The sequence below is a fragment of the Candidatus Zixiibacteriota bacterium genome (assembly GCA_016933955.1).
Classification (GTDB): domain Bacteria; phylum Zixibacteria; class MSB-5A5; order GN15; family PGXB01; genus JAFGTT01.
This window is the reverse complement of record JAFGTT010000027.1, coordinates 99,476-125,145: the sequence shown is the minus strand read 5'-3', so window position 1 is coordinate 125,145 and position 25,670 is coordinate 99,476. Positions and strand designations below refer to the sequence as shown.

General features: G+C 48.3%; 18 protein-coding genes and 1 tRNA gene. 7 read left to right on the top strand and 12 right to left on the bottom strand.

Annotation, left to right across the window (positions count from 1 at the left end):
• Window positions 1-62 precede the first annotated feature (62 nt).
• The 3 genes from JXQ28_09505 to JXQ28_09495 are packed head-to-tail and all read left to right on the top strand — an operon-like array spanning window position 63 to window position 4,147.
• Window positions 63-1,328, top strand: a complete 1,266-nt coding sequence (locus JXQ28_09505; GenBank protein MBN2277969.1) for an efflux RND transporter periplasmic adaptor subunit — start codon at window positions 63-65, stop codon at window positions 1,326-1,328.
• Window positions 1,329-1,332: 4 nt separating this feature from the next.
• Window positions 1,333-2,637 carry an ABC transporter permease gene (locus tag JXQ28_09500; GenBank protein MBN2277968.1) on the top strand — a complete coding sequence of 435 codons (1,305 nt, stop codon included), beginning with the start codon at window positions 1,333-1,335 and terminating at the stop codon, window positions 2,635-2,637.
• A gap of 25 nt (window positions 2,638-2,662) precedes the next feature.
• Window positions 2,663-4,147 carry a TolC family protein gene (locus JXQ28_09495; GenBank protein MBN2277967.1) on the top strand — a complete coding sequence of 495 codons (1,485 nt, stop codon included), beginning with the start codon at window positions 2,663-2,665 and terminating at the stop codon, window positions 4,145-4,147.
• Window positions 4,148-4,227: 80 nt separating this feature from the next.
• Here the strand turns inward: JXQ28_09495 and JXQ28_09490 are convergent, their stop codons facing one another.
• The 8 genes from JXQ28_09490 to JXQ28_09455 all read right to left on the bottom strand — a co-directional run bounded on the left by JXQ28_09490 (window position 4,228) and on the right by JXQ28_09455 (window position 13,999).
• Window positions 4,228-4,686 (bottom strand): dockerin type I repeat-containing protein, encoded by a 459-nt coding sequence (locus JXQ28_09490; protein MBN2277966.1) that lies wholly within the window; start codon window positions 4,684-4,686, stop codon window positions 4,228-4,230.
• Between the two features lie 10 nt (window positions 4,687-4,696).
• Window positions 4,697-6,160 (bottom strand): hypothetical protein, encoded by a 1,464-nt coding sequence (locus tag JXQ28_09485; GenBank protein MBN2277965.1) that lies wholly within the window; start codon window positions 6,158-6,160, stop codon window positions 4,697-4,699.
• 248 nt (window positions 6,161-6,408) lie between these two features.
• Window positions 6,409-8,571, bottom strand: a complete 2,163-nt coding sequence (locus tag JXQ28_09480; GenBank protein MBN2277964.1) for a hypothetical protein — start codon at window positions 8,569-8,571, stop codon at window positions 6,409-6,411.
• An 871-nt stretch (window positions 8,572-9,442) separates the two neighbouring features.
• The gene (locus JXQ28_09475; GenBank protein MBN2277963.1) at window positions 9,443-9,874 is read right to left on the bottom strand and encodes a response regulator; all 432 of its coding nucleotides are present in this window, start codon (window positions 9,872-9,874) and stop codon (window positions 9,443-9,445) included.
• Between the two features lie 51 nt (window positions 9,875-9,925).
• Window positions 9,926-10,600, bottom strand: coding sequence for a hypothetical protein (locus JXQ28_09470; protein ID MBN2277962.1), 675 nt, complete (start codon window positions 10,598-10,600; stop codon window positions 9,926-9,928).
• Entirely contained in the window at window positions 10,597-10,962 is a 366-nt protein-coding gene (locus JXQ28_09465; GenBank protein MBN2277961.1) for a response regulator, read from the bottom strand. The genes JXQ28_09470 and JXQ28_09465 overlap by 4 nt, the downstream gene beginning before the upstream one ends.
• 2 nt (window positions 10,963-10,964) lie before the next feature.
• Window positions 10,965-12,692 carry a two-component sensor histidine kinase gene (locus JXQ28_09460; GenBank protein ID MBN2277960.1) on the bottom strand — a complete coding sequence of 576 codons (1,728 nt, stop codon included), beginning with the start codon at window positions 12,690-12,692 and terminating at the stop codon, window positions 10,965-10,967.
• Window positions 12,693-12,772: 80 nt separating this feature from the next.
• Window positions 12,773-13,999, bottom strand: a complete 1,227-nt coding sequence (locus JXQ28_09455) for a response regulator (GenBank protein MBN2277959.1) — start codon at window positions 13,997-13,999, stop codon at window positions 12,773-12,775.
• A gap of 387 nt (window positions 14,000-14,386) precedes the next feature.
• On the opposite strand from JXQ28_09455, the gene JXQ28_09450 reads away from it, so the two are divergent.
• A complete protein-coding gene (locus JXQ28_09450) occupies window positions 14,387-16,627 on the top strand; it encodes an STAS domain-containing protein (protein ID MBN2277958.1) in 2,241 nt (746 codons plus the stop codon).
• A gap of 114 nt (window positions 16,628-16,741) precedes the next feature.
• Here the strand turns inward: JXQ28_09450 and JXQ28_09445 are convergent.
• A tRNA-Leu gene (locus tag JXQ28_09445) sits at window positions 16,742-16,825 on the bottom strand.
• Between the two features lie 70 nt (window positions 16,826-16,895).
• Window positions 16,896-19,043, bottom strand: a complete 2,148-nt coding sequence (locus JXQ28_09440) for a PBP1A family penicillin-binding protein (GenBank protein MBN2277957.1) — start codon at window positions 19,041-19,043, stop codon at window positions 16,896-16,898.
• A gap of 230 nt (window positions 19,044-19,273) precedes the next feature.
• Here JXQ28_09440 and JXQ28_09435 point away from each other — a divergent pair, with 230 nt between their 5' ends.
• Genes JXQ28_09435 through JXQ28_09425 form a run of 3 tightly spaced genes read left to right on the top strand, consistent with a single transcriptional unit; the run spans window position 19,274 to window position 23,833 of the window.
• Window positions 19,274-20,494: a tyrosine--tRNA ligase gene (locus JXQ28_09435; GenBank protein MBN2277956.1), complete on the top strand. Its 1,221-nt coding sequence runs from the start codon at window positions 19,274-19,276 to the stop codon at window positions 20,492-20,494.
• Between the two features lie 37 nt (window positions 20,495-20,531).
• Window positions 20,532-22,139 carry a tetratricopeptide repeat protein gene (locus JXQ28_09430; protein MBN2277955.1) on the top strand — a complete coding sequence of 536 codons (1,608 nt, stop codon included), beginning with the start codon at window positions 20,532-20,534 and terminating at the stop codon, window positions 22,137-22,139.
• Window positions 22,136-23,833 (top strand): Ig-like domain-containing protein, encoded by a 1,698-nt coding sequence (locus JXQ28_09425; protein MBN2277954.1) that lies wholly within the window; start codon window positions 22,136-22,138, stop codon window positions 23,831-23,833. Before JXQ28_09430 ends, JXQ28_09425 begins: the two co-directional genes overlap by 4 nt.
• A 31-nt stretch (window positions 23,834-23,864) precedes the next feature.
• Here the strand turns inward: JXQ28_09425 and JXQ28_09420 are convergent, their stop codons facing one another.
• Entirely contained in the window at window positions 23,865-24,851 is a 987-nt protein-coding gene (locus JXQ28_09420; GenBank protein ID MBN2277953.1) for a zinc-dependent alcohol dehydrogenase family protein, read from the bottom strand.
• Between the two features lie 151 nt (window positions 24,852-25,002).
• Window positions 25,003-25,596 carry an OmpA family protein gene (locus tag JXQ28_09415; GenBank protein MBN2277952.1) on the bottom strand — a complete coding sequence of 198 codons (594 nt, stop codon included), beginning with the start codon at window positions 25,594-25,596 and terminating at the stop codon, window positions 25,003-25,005.
• Between the last annotated feature and the right edge of the window lie 74 nt (window positions 25,597-25,670).

Here is a 25,670-nt window from a genome sequence, read left to right as displayed (position 1 = left end):
TTTTATGTTACGGACGGTATTTTTGTAACTTTGGTGAAAGAAATAAGGCAACAGGAATTGAGATGAAAAAAATACTATATCCGGTGATTCTGGCAGTCATAATAATTGGCGGCTACATGAGTGTCAGCGCCATTTTTTCCACATCCACGGAGATCCCAACGGCCCTGGTGGAACGCGGTGAATTTGTGATTTCGCTCAACGCCAACGGCAGTGTCGATGCCAAGCGGGCTTTTACCATAACCACGCCCCGAATTCGGGGATTGCAAATTACCTGGCTGGCTCCCGAGGGGTCGATGGTTTCAAAGGGCAATCCGGTGGTTAAATTCGATGCCTCGGAACAACTGGCCGAGCTGGCCGATTATGAATCGAGCCTTAAAATCGCCCAGACCACGCTGGAGCGAACCAACCAGGAATTTACCATTCAGGAAAAGCAACTGACCCTGGAATTGAAGAAAGCCGAGCGTAATTATGATGAAAAGAAACATGACGCTCCCAAGCTAGCCGAGGAGGCCAAAATTGAGCTTGATCTGGCCGAATTAAATTTCAAGGCGAAGCTCGACCAGATAAAGTCCGATGTTGCCAAAGCGGAGCTTGAAGTTCAGCGTGCCCAGGATCGGGTCGACCGAGCCCAAAAAGAGGTGGATCAAACTCAGATAAATGCCCCTCTTCCGGGTATGATTGTTTATCTGGATATCTGGAAGGGAAGTTCGATGAGCAAAGTCCAGGAGGGAGATTCACCGTGGCCCGGCCAGGGACTTATAAATATCCCGGATTTATCGGAAATGGTGGTCAATGCCGCTGTATCAGAGGTCGATGCGGCCAAAGTCGATTCGGGACAGGCTGTTAAAATCGTTCTCGATGCCTTTCCTGAAATAGTATATGACGGCGCCGTCATTAACAAAGGGACACTGGCGAGGCGCAAGGAGCCGGGATCGAAAATCAATGTATTCGATGTCGAAATCGCCATCAATTCTCAGGATAAGCAAATCAAGCCGGGGATGTCGGCTTCCTGCCGGATAATAATGGATCGTCTTCCTGATGTGGTCTCGGCGCCGTTGGAAGCAGTGTTTGAAAAAGAGGGGGAGATTCTGGTTTATCTCGATAACAAGAAGAAAAGAAAGGTCGAGGTCGGCAGGCGTAACGATAAGGTTATAGAAATCATATCCGGTCTTGAAGGCGGCGAACGGGTCTGCCTGGTCGATCCGACTCTGGAAGAGCAGGGACTTCCGGGAGATAAAGCCACCGAACCGGAACTTAATAAGGGACGGCAGCTGAACGGCGGCCAGACCGGGACACCTCCTCGGGGTCGCACCCCTCGGGGGAGATAGGCCGATGGAATCGAGTTTTCTTTTCCGGATTTCTTTCGAATCTCTGGGCATCCACAAGTTGCGTACTTTCCTGACCATGCTGGGTGTTATTATCGGGGTTGCGGCGGTGGTAGCGATGCTGTCGATCGGGGAAGGGGCCAAACAGGAGGCGATGGAGCAGATTTCCATACTGGGGATCAATAATGTCATTATCAATGCCAAAGCTCCCAAGACTGATGGCAGCAGTGATGTGGGATTACAGCGTTCCCCCGGATTATCGCTTGAAGACGGCGATAATATTTCTCGATTTTCGGAACTGGTCAAGAATGTTGTGCCCCAGCGCTATGAAATGATAAAAAAAATATCGTATTTTTCCAGTGAAGCGGCGGTTCGGGTAGTAGCCACAATACCGCTGTTCATATATTCCTCATCCATCGAAGTCGAATACGGGCGGTTTATCAGCGATCTGGATATGCAGGATTTCAGCCAGGTCTGTGTGTTGGGATCCAAGGCCAAGCGGGAATTGTTCGCTTTCGACGATCCTATCGGTCAGACGGTTCGTATCGGCGACCTCGATTTTATGGTCATCGGTGTTATGGCTGACAAGTACATCGGCCGCGGAAAAGTCGAAGGCCTGGAATTGAAGAATTTCAACGAAGATGTCTATATTCCGCTGACCACCGCCCAGAAGAAAATAGAGCGGTCGGCGCCGAGTATGGCCGAGGCTTCCATAGGGTACTTTGTCAGTATTACCAGCGAGACCGAACAGGCCTACAATACACCCGAAATCGATCAGTTAACTATCACCGTGACAGACCTGAAATTCGTTCCGGCCGTGAGCAAATTGGTGGAGCGGATTTTAAGCCGCCGCCATGCCGGAATCGATGATTATGAAATCGTTGTTCCGGAGTCGCTCCTGCGCCAATCGCAAAAAACCCAGCAGATTTTTAATATCGTTATGGGTGCCATTGCCGGATTATCTCTTCTGGTGGGAGGGATCGGAATCATGAATATCATGCTTGCCTCGGTTCTGGAACGGACCCGTGAAATCGGTATCCGGCGGGCAATGGGAGCCCGGCGGACTGACATTCTGCGGCAATTTCTGATCGAAGCAATAACCATCTGTTTGCTGGGATGTGTCATCGGTATTGCGCTGGGACTGGTTATTTCGAAAGCGATTGCCTTTTATGCCGGTTGGCCGACGATTGTGTCGATTTTCTCCATAATCCTGGCCATCGGTGTTTCCACGGCAGTGGGTGTGATTTTCGGCAGTTTTCCGGCGCATAAAGCCTCCAAACTTGATGTTATCGAGGCCCTGCGCTATGAATAAATATTTCCATTCTCGGGGATTTCTTATGTCTAACAGAGTACAGTATTCGATAAGAGGGATATTCTATATTTCTATTTTTTCAGTATTTCTGATATCCAGCCAAATATCATCCGCAACCGTGATTACGCTGAACGAGGCGGTGGATATTGCTCTCAATCAGACCGCCCGCGGAAGTATGGTTCGGGGAAATCTGGAAGTGGCCGAGCAGAATTATTACGCCCGGCGAGTGAATTTTTACCTTCCCGAAATATCCATCAACGGCTCGGTTCCGGCTTATTCGGTCGATGAATCGTACCGCTTTTTCGGGGGAGCTACCGAAAAAAGGCTGTACAAAACAAAAGATCTGGGTTTCAATTCTTTCATTGAACTGAATCAGAACCTGTTGACAGGGGGCGATTTGACAATCACGGCCAATTTACTGGCCTCCGATAACCGTTATCCCAATACCCGTCTGGATATCCCCGAGGGTACTTTTATCCAGGAAGAAACCCGAAGGGGGTATTTTACGGTCAGTTATACGCAACCCCTGTTAAAGCCGTCGGATTCCAAAAACAACCTGAAAAACACCCGCGATGATTTCGAAATCGCCCGGTTTGTTAAAGTGGAAGAAGAGGCCGCTCTTAAAAAGGAAGTGGTTGAAAGCTATATGGGTGTTTTGCAATTAAACGTCAAATCCGAATATTATAAGAGCATGTATGAAGCGGCCCGTCTGACGGCTGAAATCGATTCGCTTAAATTCCTGGATGGTGTTATATCCGAGGAAGACTGGTTGCTGTCGGCCTCGGCCCGCCTTGATGCCGAATTGAATCTGCATGATATCAATAACCAGGCCGAGGAAATGAAGCGGCAACTGGCGATTCATCTTGACCGTGATGTCACTCAACCCCTGGATCCTGTAGAACCGGATATTATCGCACATATCAAACCTGAAATCAGGGAGCAGATGCTCAATTCATGGGATGAAAGTATTCCGGTCCAGAAGGCCGGGCTGGAATACCGCCGGGCGAAACGAGAGGCCGATTATAAGGCCTCAGGGCATGGACTGACCGGCGACCTGACGGCCGATTATTCAACCGGACAGGGCAATGTGAAGGTCGATGGGGTTAAAGATGATATAAATACCCGGGGATGGGGGGTATCGTTGAACTTTTCGTACCCGATCTGGGACGGCGGTTCATCGGGGGCCGAGGTCAAAGCCGCCCGGCTTCAGGCCGATCAGGCCCGGCTGGAATACAACCGCGCTCGACAAAGCAGCCGCGCCGAGATTATCAATTTGATCAATCAGCTCGATGTCAGTTATCGCCGCCTTGATATTATGAAAAAGCAAATTGAATTGGCCAAAAGCCGCCTTGATATCGCCGAATCTCGTTTCAAGGATGGTCAGATTTCGGAAATTACCTATCAGGAGAGCAAGGCCTTTTATCTGGAATCGAGGGACAAATATCTCGAGGAATATAAAGCGTACCTGGTTGAACGGGCCGAGATTGAGGGCAAGTTTCTTTTTAAATAACGATTAAGATTATAAAGTCGTTTTACTATAAAAAAGGGGCACCTGATAACCGGTGTCCCTTTGTTGTCCATACTTGCCCTTTACGGACAGATCGGTGCCGGTCCGGACTTATATAGATAGCTTATCAGATAGGTGGCATCGAGAATGTTGGTGGCGCCATTGCCGTTGGCGTCACCTTCCTCAGGACACGGCGGCGGCGGTCCGGATTTATACAGGTATGAGATCAAGTAAGTGACATCGAGGATATTGACCGCCCCGTTGTTGTTGGCATCTCCCGGTAAATCGCAACATCCCGGTTCGCCGAAATACTGCCAGAAACCATGACTGAGGCTGTAATCAGTGGAAAATCCACTGCCGATGGCGGTTTGTCCGACCGTGGCGCTTAACCGGTAACCGGTCGAAGCGGCATCGATAACGCCGCCGGAAGAAACGACCTGCCAGTCAATATCCTGAGCGTTCACTCCTGATACCGGCAGAAGCATCATAAATATTATAACCAGCGGGATTATGGCCGCGTGATTTATTATTTTATAATTCATCGATTCCTCCTTATGGTTTGGTTGTGGAAACCATAAGAACGGTTCCGGTCGGATCGGGATATATATAGCACTTGGTTCCATTGGCGTTTCTGAGAGATAAAAAGGTAATGCTGGTATTAGTAGTCCCGCGGCCGACCTCGGCATCGACATTATTGGCCCAAAATACTTGCACTTTTTCCGCCGGGGCCGCCGTTCCGACTCCCAGATCACCCCGAACATAGAATGCATCGGTTCCGGCATCGACGATTGCGCCGCATGAACCATGAACCCTGCGAATGGCGTTATCCTTGGTATCCCCGCCGAATATCAGTGTTGCCAGGGACATATCGTCCGGTGTGACTCTGCCGTCGCCATCGACATCGGCGTGCGCATAAGCCTCTTTGGTAAGTGATCCACCCATATATAGATAATTGACATAAACCGTCAAATCGGCAATATCGAGGGTGGTACTCAGGTCAATATCGCCATCACCGCCGAGAGTGTAAATGTCACCATTGACATGCAATGATGCCTTTGGAGAACTGGTGGCTATACCGGCTTTGGGTTGAATGAAAAAGGCATCTCCGGTGGTTGAACCGGTATATACCGTACCATATATTCTGTGGGTTTGTCTCATTGATTCGGTTTTGGAAAGGGCGCCATATTGGATACCCATTAAAATTGCCATATCATCATAGGTGACCCGTCCATCGCCATCCATATCGCCATTGGCATATTGCTCCTCGGTAAGAACGGCAGCATGTTCCAGATAATCAACATACCTGATCAGGTCCAGAGCGTTAATGTTTCCGTCACTCGTAATATCACCATTACCTCCCAGAGTATATATATCACCATTGACATGAAGATTGGCGGCGGGAAGAGGAAGGCCGATTCCGATGGTGGTATCCTGGCCGTCGATGTCAATGGCGATATTGGAATTAATGTCAAGCAAATGCAATGAACCGGGCCGGCCATTGGTGGCATCAACCGTAAAATTGGGACCGATTTCGACAAGCGGTGTCCCCGTATGCAGGGGAGCCATCATATCACTTTTGGTCCCCGGGGTTATCTTAAAAGTCCCGGTGATTGATCCGGCCTGAGCACCCTCGATAGTGGCCACCTTTTGGGCATAGGGCATTGAGGTCAATTTGACCCGGGGATTGATTGGTTGACCATCAACGATTACCTCCAGCCAGCGGTCGGATGAGTTGAAAACGTCGGGTTCGATCGGGTCGCCATCACCCAATATAACCGTAAACCCGCCCTCGACGACATTGACAGCCGGAAAAGATTGTGTCCAGATCTGAGTGCCGCCACTGGCCTCGTCATAAATCGAGAAGGTCATGGCAACCGAGCCGCTGACAGGACTCCCCAGGTCATCGAGTAAATGTCCCTGATAGTTGATGGTCTGGGGTACCTGCGCAAATGCAGATAGGCCATAGAGAGCTATGGCAAGGACCAGAAAACCGATAATTCCCTTTGACTGACACATAGAATTACTCCCTGTTAGAGATTAATGATTTTATCATATGACTTTCTGACAGCAAGCGGCAAACATGTAATGAGTCTTCGGGATAAAACCCGGTATAGGCGAACCTTCAAATGATAATGGAATATAATCCGAAAGACAGATTTCGTCAAAGGAAATAATATTTTAAGCTTGTCAGGATTGAGTTAATTTAAAAATGCTTGACACCACAACCGGATGAACTCCGGCAATATATATTCCAATATCCCCGATCAGGGACATACCGGCGCCGGCCCGGATTTGTAAAGATAATTAATTAAATAAGTGGCATCGAGAATGTTGATGGCGCCATTCCCGTTGGCATCACCGGCCTCAGGGGGAAGCGGTGCCGGTCCGGCCTTATACAGATAATTAATGAGATAGGTGACATCGAGAATATTAACCGACCCACTGGCATTGGCATCGCCGCAGACATATCCTTCACAGGCATCGCCGATTCCATCGCCATCGCTATCGGTCTGATCGGGATTATAGATATCCGGGCAATTATCGGTAGCGCAGGCATTTTCAGGATGTCCGGGATCGCCATATCCATCGAAATCCGAATCATAGCATGGGGGATCAACCCAGCCATCAAGAAAAAGCAATATCCTGGTCATCACTTCCTTCCGGGAATTGTACTGAGGCAAATCGTTCTCGATGGCTTCATAACCAAAAGTAAAAAAGACAACTTTATAATCTCCCTCAAAACTGAGGGCCGAATATCCTCCGCCAGTCTTATTGAAACGGAAGGCCGGAAGCGCACCGTCGGCCGCCAGAATCTGCTGCGACAATGAAAAAACCTGATTGGAGCCGCTGGAGTAACGAATGGACATACCATCTCCGATGGGCGAACCATCTATCCCAATGTGTTTATACCAGAACAGGATTCCATCGTAATCGGCATGGAGATAGTCATGCATAAAAGCGGAATCCTCGGCATGTAATTCTTCCGGTAAGCCCTGCCCGGTGAGAAACAAATTCCCGCCGCTATCAAGGTACCCCATCATGGCGGTGATATCTTCCGATTGAAGAAAATCTTCGGTGCTGTCACCGGTATACCAGATAACCATGCTGTACTGGTCCAAGGTCGACAGAGAAGGAGAACCCGAGACAATGCTTTCCCAGCGATGATAGGGAACATCTTTCTCATACAAGTCGCTCTGATAGAAATCCTCATACAGGTCACCACGATCATCATCCACAATAAGTATTCTTGTCCGGCCGGTGATATTCTCACGGCCGAAGGTTTTACTGTATGATCCGTTGTCGGACTCGATGGTGATAAAAATCGAATCAAAAGTGGGATTGGTTATTTCGGGGATAATGTAAGTTAATGGCTGTCCGAGATTATTTGTTTGCGCCCCGGAACCATTCAATATCGGATAGAATACGGACTGGGTACCATAGGTAATATTGGGATTATCGCTGGTGAGCGTAACTGTCGGATTTTCCGCATCCTTGCCGTAATTCTTTATAAAGAAATAGACCTCGAGAGTGTCGCCGGGATCATTGAATCCATCGAGAGAGGTGTTTATTATCAGGATCGAATCATCAATACAGTATGGGCGGGCCCAGTCGATATTCCCGAAAGTCGTGACACCATAAATTCCCCAGGTTATCCCGGAACCAAGGCCGCGCCAGGCATACCAGTGAAGGCCCTGATCCCAGGTATCGCGAACGCCGTAAAGCATATTCTCGTCGTCGTAACCGATTCCAGTCACGAAATGATCGGTTTCACCATCGCCATCGGTATCGACCAGCAAGACGACCGGGCGAAGATTGTCTATTTCGGTTTTATAATCTTCGAAAGAAAAGGAGGTGAAAACATGGTCCTGGGCGTCGGGATCAAGTCCGGGAGCGACCTGATTGATATAGCCCAGAAAACCAGCGGAAATGTCGGTAAACCAGCTCCAGCCATAACGATTCCAGTAGGCACTCTGCGATGTTTTCATATGGTCGGCGAGACAATTATCCTGATGGGCCCCTCCTGTTTCCGAGCGATCGGTATAAAGGTCGGGGGAGTAGTCGATCGGGCAGGCATAATCCTGGTAATGATCCAAAGATGACCCTCCGCATATGGGGCTGTTGCCGTCATCGGCAATCATGGCATTGACCGCGGCAGTCTGAGTCGAGGCGTCGCCAGGGATAAGATCGGGACCGACCATATCCCAGAATCCGATAACCATTCCGGTTGCCGTCGGACCGCAACCGTGGTGCCAGATATAGGCGGGGAAATCCGGGATAACCATCTGTGATCGTTTTTCGGGGACCAGGCCGCGATCGGTGCCGGGGGGAGGAATCGGTCCGGAAGTGCTTTGCTGGGCATAAGCGAATTGAAGGGGCAGGGATAATATTAAAAGGAGCGTTATTAACGAAAAATTTAACCTCGTCATGGCCTCTCCAGTCCTGTTGCGGCAGGACTCGATGCGTTGTGGAAGTATGTAATTAAAATAATTAATAATATAAATCTGTCAACAGTATAAGTTGGCGGGTAATATTCGATAAAAACAAAAGCGCGGCCGGAAGGCCGCTCTTTACCACATACATCACTGCCATTTAGAGGCAGATCGGGGCCGGTCCGGATTTGTACAGGCAACTTATAAGATAAGTGGCATCAAGAATGTTGATGCCCCCGTTACCGTTAGCGTCTCCGGTTTCTTCAGGGTCAGGATCTGAACCTCCTTTATATAAGCAATTAAATACGTAATATCGAGGATATTAATTGAGCCATTTCCATTGGCGTCACCGCACATGAAAGGCATTTGAATTCCTATACCGAAGGGCGACAACGAAGTGGCTTGCCCGCAAATAAAATTGTTTATGGCATCTAATGAAGTAGATATATCGGCTCAATCGTCCGCATTGTAATGTAATAGCAACAGAGATTCCTCGCTTATAGTATCTAAAATTTCCTCGTTATAATTTATACATGTTTGAATTAATCCGCGCAATGTGGCGGTTGATGTTATATAATATTAAGCTGGATTATCAACCGGCGTTATTATGAAATCTGCAGATGAAGGGCCAGTATCAGATATTAATACTTCTGTATTTCCATCCTGCAAAACACTATCAAAATCACTTCAACTAATCCACCTGGTGGTACATACGCACCTTCTCCGGCGCCCGTCGTGGTTGAATATGAGCAATCTCCCAAATGTGTCGGTTCAGCAGAAAGCGGACACGAATGGTTTTAGTTAAGACCTAGTTTTGGTAATTTGGTCTTAACAAAAGGAGTGTCCGAATTGTATGACGACATACAGCCTACCAGCCTTTTTTCTTCAGGATCCCGGATATTTTTTCATCGAGCTGGTTTTCAAAAAGCGACACCCGCTTGGATTGCGCCTCCTCGATTTTGGCCACCAGGGTGGCCAGGTCCGCCGGTTTTTCAAGGAAATCAACAGCGCCCAGTTTGACCGCTCGAACACCGTCCTGAACGGTGGCATGACCCGTCAGCACAATAACCTGGAGGGATGGCTGTTTCATAAGCATTCTTTTAAGGGTTTCGATACCATCCATTTCGGGCATGACGAGATCAAGAATAACGGCGTCATAATTTTGTCTTTCTATTCGTTCAAGAGCCTCGGGGCCGTTAGCGGCGGTTTCAACCTCCAATCCACGGGTTTCGATTCGCGCGGATAGAACGTCGCGAAAATCCTGCTCATCATCAACCAATAATACTCTGGCTTTTGCCATTTGTATCTCCCCGATAAAATTAATTACGCATATACTACCGGCCGAAGGATATCAATCCTTCAGTCCCGGAATTAATATTTTTATTTTGGTCATATTGTCTTCGAATTCAAATTGCACATTACCCCTGAGATCGTCAACCAACATATTGATATGTTCGATCTCGCCCCGCTCGCCGCCGAATCCTTCCGGTCCGTGTATTTCTATAAGGGCCATGTTATCCTCACGACCGATTTGTATCTGCACCGCATCATTCTTGCCGGAAGCGGCCAGAATCCGTTTTACAACCAGGTAAACAATCTGCTGGACAATAAACGGATTGCCTTTGATTTCCATGGGTTCATTATAGAAATCAATTTTAATCTCCGCGCCTTTGATTTTGGCCAGCCGATCAATCAAAGAAGTGAGATTCTCGAGCAAGTCGTTGAGTTCGAAAGCAGTTGTCGGGTAATCGGCACTGTGGGCAAATCGGTTGAGGCGTTTGATAATTTTGATTCCGCGCTCGGTTTGTCGAGCGATCTTTTCTGAAACGCGCTGGAGCTGCTCCTCGGTTATCGGTCGTCCCTGGATAGCCCCGACCAACAGGTCATCCAGAAGGCCGGCCGACTGGTCAATAATCGAAATGACATTGTTCAACTCGTGAGAGACCGAGGCCGTTATAGCGCCGAAAAAGGCCACGGCATCATGACCCGGTTCGGTTCCATCGATGGCGTTTCTATCATGAGTCATTTCGATTCGACCGCCTCCCGCATCTTTTTGACAAGGATATCAAGATCAATCGGTTTCGGTAAATAATCAAAAGCCCCCCGGGGAATATCTTCCATATTCAATGGCGAACCATGACCGGTGATCAATATAATCGGCGTATCCGGGTGTTCCTTTTTGATTACTCTCATGGTCTCCAGACCGCTTATTCCGGGAAGTTTCAGATCCAGGATAACCACATCATATTCCTTTTCGCGCATTTCCTGGATCGCCGTCGCACCGTTAAGACTGTAGGCGGCATCAATACCACGATACTGAAGCCTTTCAACCAGCGTGGTGACCAGTTCTTCTTCATCATCGACAAGCAGGACTCTGAATTCGGCCATAATCACTCCTGAAAGGCAACCCGCCGGCAGAGGCAGGGCAGTTTAACGACGAAACTCGTACCTTTTCCGAGTTCGCTGTTCACATTGATATTTCCACCAAGCTTTTGCACGATATCGAGAGTAATCGACAATCCCAAACCGGTTCCGAATTTTCCTTTGGTTGAATAAAATGGTTCGAAGATATGGCGAAGATTATCCTCGGATATTCCCATACCGTTATCGATAATGGTTACGGCGATCTCCTTTGATGAACATGGCGCCGCCGAAACATCGATATTGCCTCCGTCATCAACGGCGGCCAGGGCGTTGCTGACGATATTCAAGAAAACCTGTTGCAGCTGGCCGCGATCGCTTTCGATGGCCGGCAGATTTTCCGGGAAATTCAAGCTGATATTCAGATTACGATGGTTTATTTCACTCTGTTGAAACCCGACAACTTCTTCGAGTAAAATCTTGAGATCGACAACCTCGAAATTATCATCCATACGCTTGGCAAAACCCAGCAGGCGGTGTGTGACTTTGCTGCATCGTTCAACGGAACCGATAATCGACTCGGCCAATTTGGTCACCTTTTCCTTATTGGGGAAATTCTCGGTATGATGAGCCAGATCTTTGAGGAGTCCGGCTTTCTCATTGATAATGGCCAGGGGATTATTGATTTCATGCGCCACTCCGGCCGCCATACGTCCGATGGTGGCCATTTTATTGGTATATTCGATATTATGAAATATCTTGGCCCGCCTTTTATCCAGTTCTCTCAAGCGCTTGACGGTATGACTGGATCCGTATATTACCGCTGCCAGGATCAGGGTAACACTCAGAGCCAGGAACCACAACAGCCCGGTGCGGCGGTAAAACCAGTGAAGAAACGGGTTTTCCCGTTGTTTGATGACCATGAGGATAAAGGGAGAATCCCCAATAAAAGCATAACCGGAGGTCAGCCATTTACCGTTTTCATGGTACTCATCGACAACTTCGCGATGCCGGAAACGCTCCGGGACTCTAATCGACACCTTATCCAGAACATTGCCATAAAAACGGGATGCGGTCTGGAGAATCCCTTCCTGGTTAATTATAAAAGCATCCGTATTTTTTTCGAGGTCGAGAGAATATATCAGTCGATTGACAAGTTCCATATCGATGGTGGTTCTTATCACATAGAAGTCACCCTGTGGTTTTTCGTGTTTGAAGGCGATAATAAAATGGGGGAGATTCCGATGTCCCAGGAAGACATCGCTTACGTAAACGCCCCTGACCAGGACTTCGTTGAACCACTGCTGATCCTTGTATTTCTTGCCTCTCAGATCGTACGGGCCGACATAATAATTCTGATCACCATTGGATTCGATCAGGCCAATATCGACAAAACCGCCGAAAGCGTTTTTAAGATTCTGAAGAGCCGATTTCAATCCCTCCTGACTGCTCAACTCCTCATAGGAACGCTCATCGATCATTAATGAGAGAGCCGAGCGCCGCTCCTGAATGACGAATTCAAGAGTTTTCTGAGTATTACCCAGGACTCTCGAGATGGCATACATCGTTTCGGCGTGGTAAGCATCCTGATCCTGGTAGTAATTGATTATGACCAGTACCGCCAGGGGGATAAGCGCAACCAGTGAGGTCAGGATTATCGAGAGACGTTTCAACCTCCGGTACCGGGGAAGTCCCCCGGACGCCGATAAATCCTGCGATTCCAGTAATATCTCCGGATTATCGCCCGAAAGAGTCATAAAAATCTTTCCTTCAAACAGCCAGTTATTTCCATAAATAAATCAAGGCCGCCATTGATTGCCCCGGTTTCCAATCGGTTTTATTCTTCCTTGCTATTCGCACCCGATCCGGCAAGTTTCTGATAAGCCTCATTCATAACCTGCGCCAGAACATCGATGTTAACCGGCTTTTGCAGATAAGCAAAGGCTCCCAGTTCCTCGGCCATTTTTTCTTCCCGGTCCGAGCCGTGACCGGTCAGAATAATTACTTCCACCCGGGGATGATCACGTTTGATACGCCTTAATACCTCGATACCGTCAATGCCCGGCATCATCAGATCGAGGACCATGACATCGGGCGCATCTTTGCTGACGAAATCAAGAGCCTGTTCGCCGTCATACACCACCGATGAGGCGATATTCCGGGTTTGCAGTCTTTCCGAGAGAGTATGCACGAATTCTTTTTCATCATCAACCAGAAGAACCTTGGGAGGAACCTCGATATTCGCCCAGGGGTTGACCGCCGAGGCCTTGAAATCCGGGCCTATTTTCGTTTGAACGTCATTAACGCCGCTGACTTTGCCGGTGATTTTTTTCAATTCCTGTTCATATTGTTTCATGCGGACGACTTCCTTATTGATGGTCAGGATAACCCGCCCTGTTTCAGAAAATACATCGACATCGTGGCCCTCTTCGGTCAGGGCCAGATTGACCCGGGCGGATAAAATGAAGTCGCGGGCCATCTGCGTCGATCTCTCGTCCGAGGCCACCTGATCGCTCCCGGCGTGTTTTATAATCGTCCCCACCGCCTGATCGATATTCGAGGAATGCATCGGAATAACAATATCGTACAGGTTTTCGTCGTACGGTTCCCGGTTGTGAAGGAAACCGGTCCACTGAAGGTTGAGATTGTCATTTTCATGGATGAGTTTTTCGGCCGTTTTCTCGGACAGCGAATGCTTAAGCATGGCCTGTTTGATACGGTAATCATGATTGGCAATAATACAAATTTTTAAAACATTCGGAATGTGGGCAGGAAACAGATGGGTCGCAAAGCCGAAGAAAACCTTGTTATCCTCGGCCATTATTTCACTGAGAACGACCTTGAGGCAGGCGATGTGTTTTTCTCTGGCCCTGGTAAAGCGGTTGAACATCGGTACCGGGCCGTTAATCGATTTCAGGAGTTTTTCTTCGGGTATTTCGAACCTTTGCGCCGTTCTGGTCAATAGCTCCTTTTCAACGAATTCATAACCAAGGGTTACGGCTGTTTTCCCGGCAATGATATCGGCCTCGCAGAAGGAGCCGCCGAAGATTGCAATAATAGCCAATACGGATATCCTCCGTTTATATTCTCAACAATAATTTCTTTTATAAAATAACATGACCACACCATTTGGACAAGCTTATATGTAAGCTATGTATTAACAACAGGCACGGCAAGTCAAAAATTTATAATACGCCCGTGATATTTTCGATAAAAACCATGAATCCGTATAAGCAAATAAGTCTTGCAATAGTCCGGTCAATCTCATAACTTGGCCTTGTTGGATATATGGCTGATAATAAAAATCTCATTTGATAAAGACTGCTGAAATTGCGGTTTTGTAAATGGGTGGTTTTGTTCTGGTAGGGGGGTATATGGGCGGGACGCACCACCGATAAACTTTATGCCTGGTAGAGACAAGAATAACGAAATGAGAGGCCGGGCGGCCAATATACTCTCTGTCCTGTTTCCCTTTCTCAGGTGGTTCAAGAATTATAATACCGGTAGTCTTCGGGCCGATTTTATTTCCGGTTTGACCGTCGCGCTGGTTTTAGTTCCGCAATCGATGGCTTATGCACAGCTGGCCGGTCTGCCGGCCTATTATGGCCTGTATGCTGCCTTTTTGCCACCCCTGATAGCCTCCCTTTTCGGCTCCAGCCGCCAGCTGGCCACCGGCCCGGTTGCGGTGGTTTCGCTTATGACGGCGGCCACGCTGGAACCGCTGGCGACGGCGGGAAGCGGGAGTTTTATTGCTTATGCCATTTTACTGGCCCTTCTGGTTGGCCTTTTCCAGTTTATGCTGGGCGTATTCAGACTCGGATTGGTGGTCAATTTTCTCTCCCACCCGGTGGTCAATGGTTTTACCAATGCCGCCGCGCTGATTATCGCCACTTCTCAGCTGTCGAAGTTATTCGGCGTTTATGTCGATAATGCGGAACATCATTATATGACGGTCTATAATGTTATAAAGGCCACCATATCATATACTCACTGGCCGACCCTGGCCATTGCCATTCTGGCTTTTGCCGTAATGATAAGTCTGAAGCGGTTTAATCCGCGCATTCCCAATGTGCTGGTTGCGGTTCTGATCACAACAATCATTTCCTGGGCGATTGGATATGAGTATAATTACCGAACCGATATCGGACATATTGAGGATAGCAGGGCCATTGAGACAATCGGGGATTTTAATAGCGCGGTTGCCAGGATTAATGAGAAGAGCGAAAGGCGAGTCCAACTCGGAACTGAATGCGAACAGATCGGGGAACGTTACGGGCTTCAATCGGTCGAACATGTGGAGCTTCAAAATAGACTATGTTTGCTGAACCTGGAAATCGAGGAATCCAAAGGCGATGCCCGCTGGCTTCGGGAAAAGCTGAGAGGAATGCAATTTCTCGCGACCAGGGGTATCGGCGACCAGTTGGAGTTTCATAATCGCGGTAATGCGCAGGATAATCTGGAATATGACGGAAGAATCTGGAGAATTAAGGTCGGAAATAATCCGATTGATACCAATGCGGTGTTTTTCATGGGCGGCGGGGCCGTTGTCGGTAATATTCCGCGAGGCTTGCCCGGCTTTAAGATCCCCCAATTCAACTGGAGTATTGGCCTTAATCTTTTTCCGATGGCGATTATTATATCGCTGCTGGGCTTTATGGAAGCAATTTCCATCGCCAAGGCCATGGCTTCGAAAACCGGGCAAAGACTTGATCCCAATCGGGAATTGATCGGGCAGGGGCTGGCCAATATGGTCGGTGCCTTCAACCAGAGTTATGCGGTGTCAGGTTCGTTTTCACGGTCGGCCGTCAATATCCAGGCCGGTGCGGTCAGCGGGCTCTCCAACGTTTTCAGCAGTATGGTGGTGGTTCTCACTCTGCTTTTCTTTACGCCTCTTTTGTATCATCTGCCCCAGGCGGTTCTGGCGGCAATTATCATGATGGCTGTGATCGGACTGGTCAATGTCAAAGGATTTGTACATGCCTGGAAGGCCCAGAAATATGATGGTGTCATCGGCATTATCGCCTTTATTTTCACTCTTGTTTTCGCACCGCATCTCGACTATGGCATTATGATCGGGGTCGGGTTGGCCTTGATTCTTCATCTGCTCCGGGGCATGAAACCGGATATCGCCATGCTGTCCAAGCATCCCGACGGTTCCTTCCGGAACCGGCGCCGATTCGGGCTGGCCCAGTGCCGGCATATCGCCCTTATCAGATACAACGGCTCTCTTTTCTTTGCCAATGTCAACTACCTGGAGGAGCAGTTACTGGATAGAATTACCGCTATGCCGGAACTGAAACATGTTATTCTGGTTGGCAATGGAATCAACGAACTGGATGCCTCGGGAGAGGAAATGTTGTCTTTGCTGGTGACCAGGATGCACGAGCTGGGGTTTGATTTTTCGTTGAGCGGGTTGAATGATTCGGTTATCGATGCCCTCAAACGGACCCGTCTGTATGAGCGAATAGGGGAAAGGAATTTCTTCCGAAATGCCACCAACGCCGTGGCCGCGGCATATGAAAAGGCTCATGCCGGTTCGGATGAGAATCCGTGTCCCCTGATCGAAGTCATCAAGGTTAAGCCGACTCTTGATTATGAACTGGATAAATCCGAATCTATTTTATACCGGGCTTATAAATTCCACCGGGGTATCTGGAAGGGTGAACGACCCCGAAAAAACAATTCCGAATAAATCCAGGACGAGTTGTACCAGCCCAAATCATCAATTAAATGGCGCGGTATTATCTTTTAAAATCACTGGAACGCTGCCGTTGCCGGTTATCCTGAATTGCTTAAACTGAATTTATGCCGGAGGTCGGACTTGAACCGACATGATGTTGCCATCGGGGGATTTTGAGTCCCCTGCGTCTACCAGTTTCACCACTCCGGCATATCACAAAAACCAAATATAGCGATCCCCATAAGGCTGTCAAGATTTATCTAAGTGATGATTCCCGGGCCTAGAAATTGTAAATGTCGGACGTATCCTCGGGGTTCAGGAAATTGTTTTCCTCGGTTCCCGGCCCGACATAAAGACCCTTGGAGGGGTGAAGCGGACAGGTTTCCTGGGGGACACTCTCGGTCCGAAAAACCTCGCGCCGAACATTGACACATCGGTCGGTCGCCAGTTTCCCCGATTCCAGACATATATCGACGAATTCGATTCCTTCCGGTACCTCGAAATCCATAATCGGCAGGGAATCATGAGCCGCTTTCATGATTCCCGTCCAGATCGGCAGAGCGTTGGTCGATCCGGTCTGGTTTCTGCCAATCGAGGTTTTATCATCGAATCCCACCCACACTCCGGTGGTAATCTGGGGAGTATATCCGATAAACCAGTTGTCGCAGAAGTTATCCGAAGTTCCGGTTTTTCCTCCGGCCGGGCGGGTAAATCCCCGCCATCGGACTCCTCGTCCAGTACCGCTTTCGATTACCGACTGCATCATGTTAACCATGATATAAGCGGTTTGGGCGGAAAGAACCTCTTCCTTCTGGGCAATGGTATTATCCTCAATTACATTGCCGTAACGGTCATAGATTCGCGATATCAATCGGTACGGCACTTTGATCCCGCCATTGGGAAATACCGTAAATGCCGAGACCATCTCAATCAAATGGACGACCTCGGTTCCGATGGCCAGGGATGCGACCGGCCGCAGGGGGGTAGTGATACCCATCTTATGGGCATAGAAAATCGCCTGCTCCGGCTTGATACGCAAAAGTAGTTTAATAGCCACCAGATTACGTGAAAGTTTGAGACCGTCACGGAGCGTCATTTCGCCAAGGAATTTATTATCGAAATTGTGTGGACGCCAATCTTTGGTTCCGGGAATTTCCAGTTTGATGGAGTTGTCATAAAAAAGATCGCTGGGATTGAAGCCATTATCCATAGCGGCTGTATAAACGAATGGTTTGAATGAGGAACCGGGTTGAAGGAGTGACTGGGTGGCCCGGTTGAATTTAGTCATCTCAAAAGATTTGCCGCCGACCATTGCCAGGACATTACCGGTGGCATTATCGATTGATACCACCGCTCCCTGAATCTGCTTGTATATCCGGGTGGAATCGGACATGCTGTCGGTAGTGTCCGGGATGACTATGGTGTAAAAGGGATTATCCAGACCGTAGGTACGTTCAATTCGGGCCTGGATGGAATCAAGGCGTTCCTTAACCGCCGCTTCGGCCGCCTGCTGAAGTTTCCAATCCAGAGTGGTAACGACTTTCAAACCGCCGGAGTACAGGACCTCATCGCCATATTTATCCTGAATATATTTCCGAATTTCCTCGGTGAAATATGGGGCCTTACCCAGTTGCTCTACCGGGGGCGAAATATGAAGCGGTTCGGACCGAAGAGAATCGTATTGTTCTTTGGTAATACCACTATTGGAATAATAAGCATACAAAATACGGTTGCGCGCGGTTAACGATTTATCGGGATTATTAAAGGGCGAATTGATGGTCGGCCCTCGCAACATACCCAGCAGAATGGCGCAATCATTGATTGTCAGTTCATCGACATTTTTATCGAAAAAGGCCCGGGCCGCCGCCGATATTCCATAAGCCCGGTGAAAATAATACTGATTGAGATACATCTGGATAATTTCTTCTTTGGAATAAGTCCGTTCCAGCTTGATCGCGGTCAGAGCCTCCTTGAATTTTCGTTCCAGAGTTTTATCACGGGTCAGGAAAAGCATTCTGGCCAGTTGCTGGGTTATGGTCGAAGCTCCGCCGGCCTCGATATTCATATGAGCGAGATTCTTCAATGAGACTATTAGCAACCGGCGGGGATTAAGGCCCCAGTGATTGAAAAAATCCCGATCTTCAACCGCCAGCAACATATCGACCATTTGTTTCGGAATCTGGTCATAAGGTATCAAAACCCGGTTTTCGTTGAAATATTCCTGAAGAAGCGTCCCATCAGCAGAATAAATCTTGGTTTTCAGGGATGGTTCAATATTATGCAGGCGTTCGAAAGAGGGGAGATCTTTCTGGTAAATCCTGATAGTCCGATATGAGACAATTGCGATAAAAACACAGATAAGAATTCCTATGATAATCAGGGAATTTCTGATGGATTTCTTATTGATGGTTTTTTTCGTAACATTCATATTCATTGGCGTTATAATTTGCCCTTTTTATGAATCAAGTCAAGCAAAAAGACCTGATCCATTACGGTCTTAAAAGTGTATTTATGTGTTATACAACAATTTGCCTGACAGCGGCGCAAAATATTAGTCCTTGCCTTTTATCGATGATTTATTTATTCTCGTAAGAGGCTGGAAATAAATGCCTTAACTGAAATCGAAGGAGACCGATAACATTAGGAAAAGACATAATAATGCTAAGCGAATTCGAAAAACAATTTGAAATAATTGCGCGCGGTGCGGTCGATATCCTCCCCGAGGAAGAATTCCGGCAGCGCCTGAAAAAATCCATCAACCAGAATAAACCATTGCGGGTCAAACAGGGATTCGATCCCACAGCGCCTGATATTCATCTTGGCCATACCGTCGGAATCCGCAAACTGAAGCAGTTCCAGGAACTGGGGCATACGATAGTCCTGATAATCGGCGATTATACCGCCATGGTCGGCGATCCCTCGGGTCGTTCCGCCACCCGCCCCAGACTATCCTACGATCAGATAGTGGCCAACGCCGAGACGTATCAGCAGCAGTTTTTCAAAATTCTCGATAAAAATAAGACGGAAATCCATTATAACGGCGACTGGTTCAAGAAAATGGATTTTCAGGAAATAATGGAATTGACCGCCAAATTCACCGTGGCCAGGATGCTGGAGCGGGATGATTTCGAGAAGCGGTTCAAATCCAATGTTCCCATATCTATTCATGAGTTGCTTTATCCTCTGATGCAGGCGTATGATTCGGTGGCCATCAAGGCCGATGTCGAAATCGGAGCCACCGAACAGAAATTCAATCTCCTGACGGGGCGCGAAATCCAGCAGGACTACGGTCTGGAGCCGCAACTGGTTTTGACCATCCCCGTTCTGGTCGGAGTCGATGGTCACAACCGCATGTCCAAATCCCTGGGCAATTATATCGGTATCGATGAAGCATCGGGCGATATGTTCGGGAAAGTCATGTCGATTCCGGACAACCTGATATATTCTTATTTCGAGCTGGTTACCGATGTCCCAACCGATAAGCTCAAAGAAATCAAAGAGGCTCTCAGAAATGATACGGTTAATCCCCGTGACCTCAAGATGGAACTGGGCGAAACCATTGTCGGTATGTACCATTCGCGCGATGAAGCGATTCGGGCCCGGGACGAATTTATCCGAATGTTTCGGCATAAGGAACTGCCCGATGAGATTCCCGATTTCGATTGCCGATCCTATGGAGGCAAAGTCTGGATAATCAAACTCCTGACCGATTCCGGTATGGCTTCTTCCAATGGCGAAGCCCGGCGTTTGATAAAGGGAGGCGGCGTCAGCCTGGATAATGAAAAAATTTCCGATGAGAATCTGGAGATCATTATCGGAGATGATATGCTTCTCAAGGTGGGAAAACGAAGGTTTTTAAAACTGCGATGCCCGAGCTGATTGGAACCAATCGCCTGCGCGGGATATTATAATATATATGAAATATAAATTTATCGTCATATTTTTGTTATTTCCGGTACTGATGGTTGCCGGATGCGGCGGCGGCAGGAATATCAAAGGAATAAATGAACGGGAATTCCCGCAGGCGAATCTGCCCGATCATTATTCCGTGAGCGCCGCGGCATATAATTATTTCGTCAATGGCTCAATTTTTGAAATGATGGGTGAGATACAGATGGCCAACCGGCAATATGCCGAAGCTTTGAAACGTCAACCGGAATCTCGGGAAATCCGCTACGCTTATGCATCAACTTTCATGAATATGCGACTATTCGATCAGGCTATCATCGAAGCCAACAAAATTCCGGATAAAGATGTTAAAATCTGGTCTCTTATGGCAGATTGCTATCGGATGCTGGGAATCAAGGATTCGTCCATGCTGGCCTACGGTCAGGTTCTCGATCAGAATCGTGACAATATTCAGGCCTACTATCGTCTGGCTACTTATTATCAGCAGGACAGCAATATCGATTCCGCTCTCTGGGGATTTGAAAATATCGCCAGGATTTCACCTTCGAGCATTGTCTATTTGCAACTGGCTTCCCTTCAGATACAAGCCGGAAATCTGGACAAGGCCGAAAGCAGTTATTTGGAATCAATCAGGCAGGATGCCAGTGAAGAAAATATCCGCGCTTATCTTGGTCTGGCAACCCTGCTGGAGAGCCGGGGTGAGTTTGAGAGAGCGAAGGAATATCTGGAAAAGGCCGAAGATTTATCGCCACAGGATCTGGTTATAAAAGAAAAATTGCTGGATTTTTATCAGGAAGGCAACGATTTCCCCAGGGCTATTGATAAAGCGCATGAAATCCTGCAATACTCGCCCGATAATACCGGTATGGCCCGCCGATTGGCCATGATTTATTTCGAGGCCGATAGTATTAATCAAGCCGATTCCATTTTCACCGTCCTGATCGATAATGGCGAACAGAATCTGGTGGATTTTTATTATTCCGGCCGGATTGCCCTGATTAATGAGGACTTTGGACGGGCCAAGGCCGATTTTGCCCAGTTGACTATTCTGGCCGATTCCGTGGTGGATGGTTGGTTGAGTCTGGGATTGGTTTATCGTCTCCAGGATTCGGTCGATCTCGAATTAGCCACATACAGCTCCGGTATGAAATATGTGAAAAATGGATCCGATTCGGCGCGCCTGCTGTTTGCCGAAGGAGTGACCTGTGAACGCCATAACCGTTTTGATTCGGCGGTCGAGGCTTTCGAAAAGGTGATTGGCCTTGATCCCGACCACAGCCCGGCTCTGAATTATCTGGGTTATATGTTGGCTGATAAGGGGATACGTCTGGATTATGCCCGGAAATTGATAGAGCGGGCCCTGGAAATTATGCCGGATAATGCGGCCTATCTCGATAGCTATGGTTGGGTGCTTTACCGGCTGGGCGATTATGACCAGGCCCTGGAACAGCTTTTAAAAGCCTACCAATCCGAAAAAAACGATCCGGTGGTGACGGAGCATATCGGAGATGTCTATGCCGCCATGGGTGATCGAAAAAACGCCGCCCTGTACTGGAACCTGGCCCTCGACCTTGATCCCGAAAACCGGAATCTGAAGGAGAAACTCGAGCAATGAAAATCCGGCGATGGATCGCCATCGGATTGATACCTCTTTGTCTTTTGCCGCTGGTGATTAACTGCGCCAAGGTTATGGCACCGCCGGGCGGACCGGAGGATAAAACCGGTCCGGTCGTTCTGGAGACCTGCCCATCCGGCAATACCATTGGCGTTATCCCCGATAATAAAATCAGTATCCAATTTTCCGAAGGAATTGAGAAAAAAACTGTTGCCGGAGCCATTTTCATTTCACCTCGATTCGATGGCCCCCTGGAATATAAGTGGAAGAAAAACGATCTTATTATCACCCTGCCGGATTCCTTTGCCCCGGATATCACTTATGTCATTAATGTCGGGGCGGAAATCACTGACCTGCGCAAAAATAAAATGGATAACTCTCATATCTTCGCCTTTTCAACAGGGGAACAAATCTCCTCGGGCAATATTAGCGGGAGAATATTCCAGGGGGGGAATCCAGTATCGGGAATGACAGTCGGCCTATATCAGGCCTTCGAATCGCCTGATTCCATCCGGTTTGATTCGACCTATGCACCGTACTTGACAATATCCGGCAAAACAGGCGAGTATAAACTCGATTATCTTCCCGACGGGCAGTATTTTGTTCTGGCTTTCGACGATAAAAACCGGAACCAGTTGTTCGATTTCGGCAAAGAATCTTTTGGAATTTCGGATCGCCCGGTATCATTTCGGCCGGAATCAAGGCAGGAGATAATCGATTTTAACCTGATCGAACAGGATACCTCAAAAGTCTCGATTGTTTCAATATCCCTCACCGATGAAAATTTGATTAAAGTCAGATTCTCAAGGAATATCCCCGGTCATCTGATATATGACAACCTCGACCGGATTTTTCTTATTCCCGCCGATTCACTCCTGACGCCAATTAATCCTCTGGCCGTCAAGGAGAACAAAGACGAGAACTTTTCCACTTTTAATTTCTTTTTCCGGAATCTTCAAAATGGAGAGTATCGGTTTGAAATGTCCGGCGATAAGTGGGCTTCTATTTCCGGAGGAACCGAGATCACCGGCAAAACCATGACCATAGAACTTAATGTCGATAACAAGCCGCCGAAGATAGAATCCTTTTCGCATCAGGATAAAACAGTTTTCGCCGATGACAGCATCCTTACTTTCTCGTTTTCAGAGCCGATTGAAAGGATTAATAATAATGACAGCCAGATTACCGTTATAGATCTCGATAGTACCACCTATGCCTGTCGGTACCGGTGGCCGGATGCTTTTAATCTCGAGTTAACGGCAGGGGGGCTGAATGGCGGCAGGAAATATTCGGTAACCGTCGATGAAACCGTATTCAGCGATTATGCCGGTAACCTTATGGGAGATTCGCTCAGCCAATATGGCTTTTCTACTTATGATCCGGATTCTCTGGGGACCATTTCGGGATCGGTGAGAATCAATACGGCCCTGGAAAGCCAGGGATCGAAATATTTGATCTTTACTTCCCAGCAAAAGGTAATCCTGAAACAACGTTTCACCGGATCAGCCTTCAGTCTCAATATCCCGCCGGGGAATTATATTATCTCTGGTTTTCTTGACAGGAACGAGAACGGTAACCTTGATTTCGGAAGTCTTTTCCCGTTCAGCTATGCCGAAACTACGGCCCGGTATCCCGATACGGTCAGGGTCCGGGCTCGTTTTGAGACTGCCGGGGTAGAATTCGAATTCCGATAAGGACTGCCTATCGGTTTATCCCGCTTATTTATCAGTCCGGTACAATCACAGCCGCACCATTGAATCTACCCGCTCGCAAATCATCGAGAGCCTCGTTTACCCGGCGCAGAGGATAGGAATGAACCTCGGTTTCAACCGGCACTTTCGGCGCGACAGCCATAAACTCATCGCCGTCGCGGCGGGTCAGATTGGCCACCGATTTTATCTGGCGTTCGCCCCAGAGAATCGAATAGGGGAAAGAGGGGATATCGCTCATATGAATACCGGCGCAGATAACCCGTCCGCCCCGGGCAACTGCCTTCAATGCCAGCGGAACCAGCTCACCCACCGGGGCAAAAATGATGGCGGCATCCAGTTCATCGGGTGGTGTGTCCTCCGAGGCACCGGCCCATACCGCCCCCAGTCCGCGGGCAAAGATCTGGCTCGATTCGTCTCCGGTCCGGGTGAAAGCCAGAACCTCGCGCTTTTGATGACGCGCCACCTGGATTAAAATATGGGCGGCCGCGCCGAAACCGTACAATCCGATACGGTGTGCATCTCCGGTCATCCGGTAAGCGCGGTAACCGATCAGGCCGGCACACAGAAGCGGCGCCGCCTGCAGGTCGGGATAGCCCTTGGGAACCGAAAAACAGAACTGCTCATCGGCAGTACACATCTCGGCAAAACCGCCGTTGATCTGGTATCCGGTATATCTAGCCAGACCGCACAGATTTTCCTGTCCCGAACGGCAGTAGCGGCATTCTCCGCAACTGGAACCCAGCCATGGTACCCCGACTCGATCACCGGGTTTGAATCGCCGGCAATCCCGTCCGGCCCCGATTACCGTGCCAACAATCTGATGACCCGGAACGATCGGCAGGACCGGTTCGGTCAGATCGCCATCGACCACATGCAGATCGGTTCGACATACTCCGCAGGCATGAACCTTTATCAGGAGTTGATTTGGTGCGGGCGCGGGGTCCGGCAGATTTGTTTCTTTCAGCCTTTCACCCTGTTTTTCAAGTATCATTGCGCGCATGAATATCCGCCTTTGTATTATTTCAATGGTTTACGATCAGTGTTTTCAAGTTAATGACTGATAGTTTATTTGACAATCGGTAGTATTAAAAAATGGAATAAAAAAACGGGATCGATTTTCCGACCCCGTTGAAATTCGCAGGCGGTGAAAATTACAATTCACCCCACAGCTTAAGAACCACGCGACGATTTTTGGCGTTGGCATTTTTCTCATCGGGCATCGCCACCGGCTTGGTTTCGCCGTAGCTGACAGTGTACATACGATAAAGAGCCGCGCCGTACTGGTCGGCAAGAAACCTCTTGACCGATTCTGCTCTTTTCATGCCCAGGACCATGTTATAGGAACTGGTTCCGGCTTTATCGGTATGTCCGGCCACTTCGAGAAGCGATTTGGGATAATCAATCATCTTTTGTCCCAAACCCTCAAGATTATCCTTGGACAACTGAGTCAGGACGAAGCTGTCGAAATCGAAATTGACAACGCCTTCCCAGATAACCTGATAATTCTCAAATCCCTTTGCTTCGTTGAGAGCTTTATCGGCTTTGGCGGAAATCTCGGCGGTGGTTGTCTGAAGTTTCTTGATCTCATCGGAATTCATCACCGCCTGGGCTTTCACCTTATTGATATCGGCATCGACTTTGGCCTGCATTTCCGTCATTTTCTCGTCAACGTAACCTTTGCTGGCACATCCCGAAATCAGGAACGCCGCCACTGCCGCCAGAAGCAGTAATAATCTAAGCCTCATACGTTCTCCCTTTCCTTATGTTACAAATGTTTACTTCAATTTGGCTTATGATATAAAGATAATTGATATTGAAG

Bases quoted from the DNA above. Each gene is read 5' to 3' on its own strand.
- JXQ28_09505 (MBN2277969.1), top strand. From the start codon at position 63: ATGAAAAAAATACTATATCCGGTGATTCTGGCAGTCATAATAATTGGC.
- JXQ28_09500 (MBN2277968.1), top strand. From the start codon at position 1,333: ATGGAATCGAGTTTTCTTTTCCGGATTTCTTTCGAATCTCTGGGCATC.
- JXQ28_09495 (MBN2277967.1), top strand. From the start codon at position 2,663: ATGTCTAACAGAGTACAGTATTCGATAAGAGGGATATTCTATATTTCT.
- JXQ28_09490 (MBN2277966.1), bottom strand. From the start codon at position 4,686: ATGAATTATAAAATAATAAATCACGCGGCCATAATCCCGCTGGTTATA.
- JXQ28_09485 (MBN2277965.1), bottom strand. From the start codon at position 6,160: ATGTGTCAGTCAAAGGGAATTATCGGTTTTCTGGTCCTTGCCATAGCT.
- JXQ28_09480 (MBN2277964.1), bottom strand. From the start codon at position 8,571: ATGACGAGGTTAAATTTTTCGTTAATAACGCTCCTTTTAATATTATCC.
- JXQ28_09475 (MBN2277963.1), bottom strand. From the start codon at position 9,874: ATGGCAAAAGCCAGAGTATTATTGGTTGATGATGAGCAGGATTTTCGC.
- JXQ28_09470 (MBN2277962.1), bottom strand. From the start codon at position 10,600: ATGACTCATGATAGAAACGCCATCGATGGAACCGAACCGGGTCATGAT.
- JXQ28_09465 (MBN2277961.1), bottom strand. From the start codon at position 10,962: ATGGCCGAATTCAGAGTCCTGCTTGTCGATGATGAAGAAGAACTGGTC.
- JXQ28_09460 (MBN2277960.1), bottom strand. From the start codon at position 12,692: ATGACTCTTTCGGGCGATAATCCGGAGATATTACTGGAATCGCAGGAT.
- JXQ28_09440 (MBN2277957.1), bottom strand. From the start codon at position 19,043: ATGAATGTTACGAAAAAAACCATCAATAAGAAATCCATCAGAAATTCC.
- JXQ28_09435 (MBN2277956.1), top strand. From the start codon at position 19,274: ATGCTAAGCGAATTCGAAAAACAATTTGAAATAATTGCGCGCGGTGCG.
- JXQ28_09430 (MBN2277955.1), top strand. From the start codon at position 20,532: ATGAAATATAAATTTATCGTCATATTTTTGTTATTTCCGGTACTGATG.
- JXQ28_09425 (MBN2277954.1), top strand. From the start codon at position 22,136: ATGAAAATCCGGCGATGGATCGCCATCGGATTGATACCTCTTTGTCTT.
- JXQ28_09420 (MBN2277953.1), bottom strand. From the start codon at position 24,851: ATGCGCGCAATGATACTTGAAAAACAGGGTGAAAGGCTGAAAGAAACA.
- JXQ28_09415 (MBN2277952.1), bottom strand. From the start codon at position 25,596: ATGAGGCTTAGATTATTACTGCTTCTGGCGGCAGTGGCGGCGTTCCTG.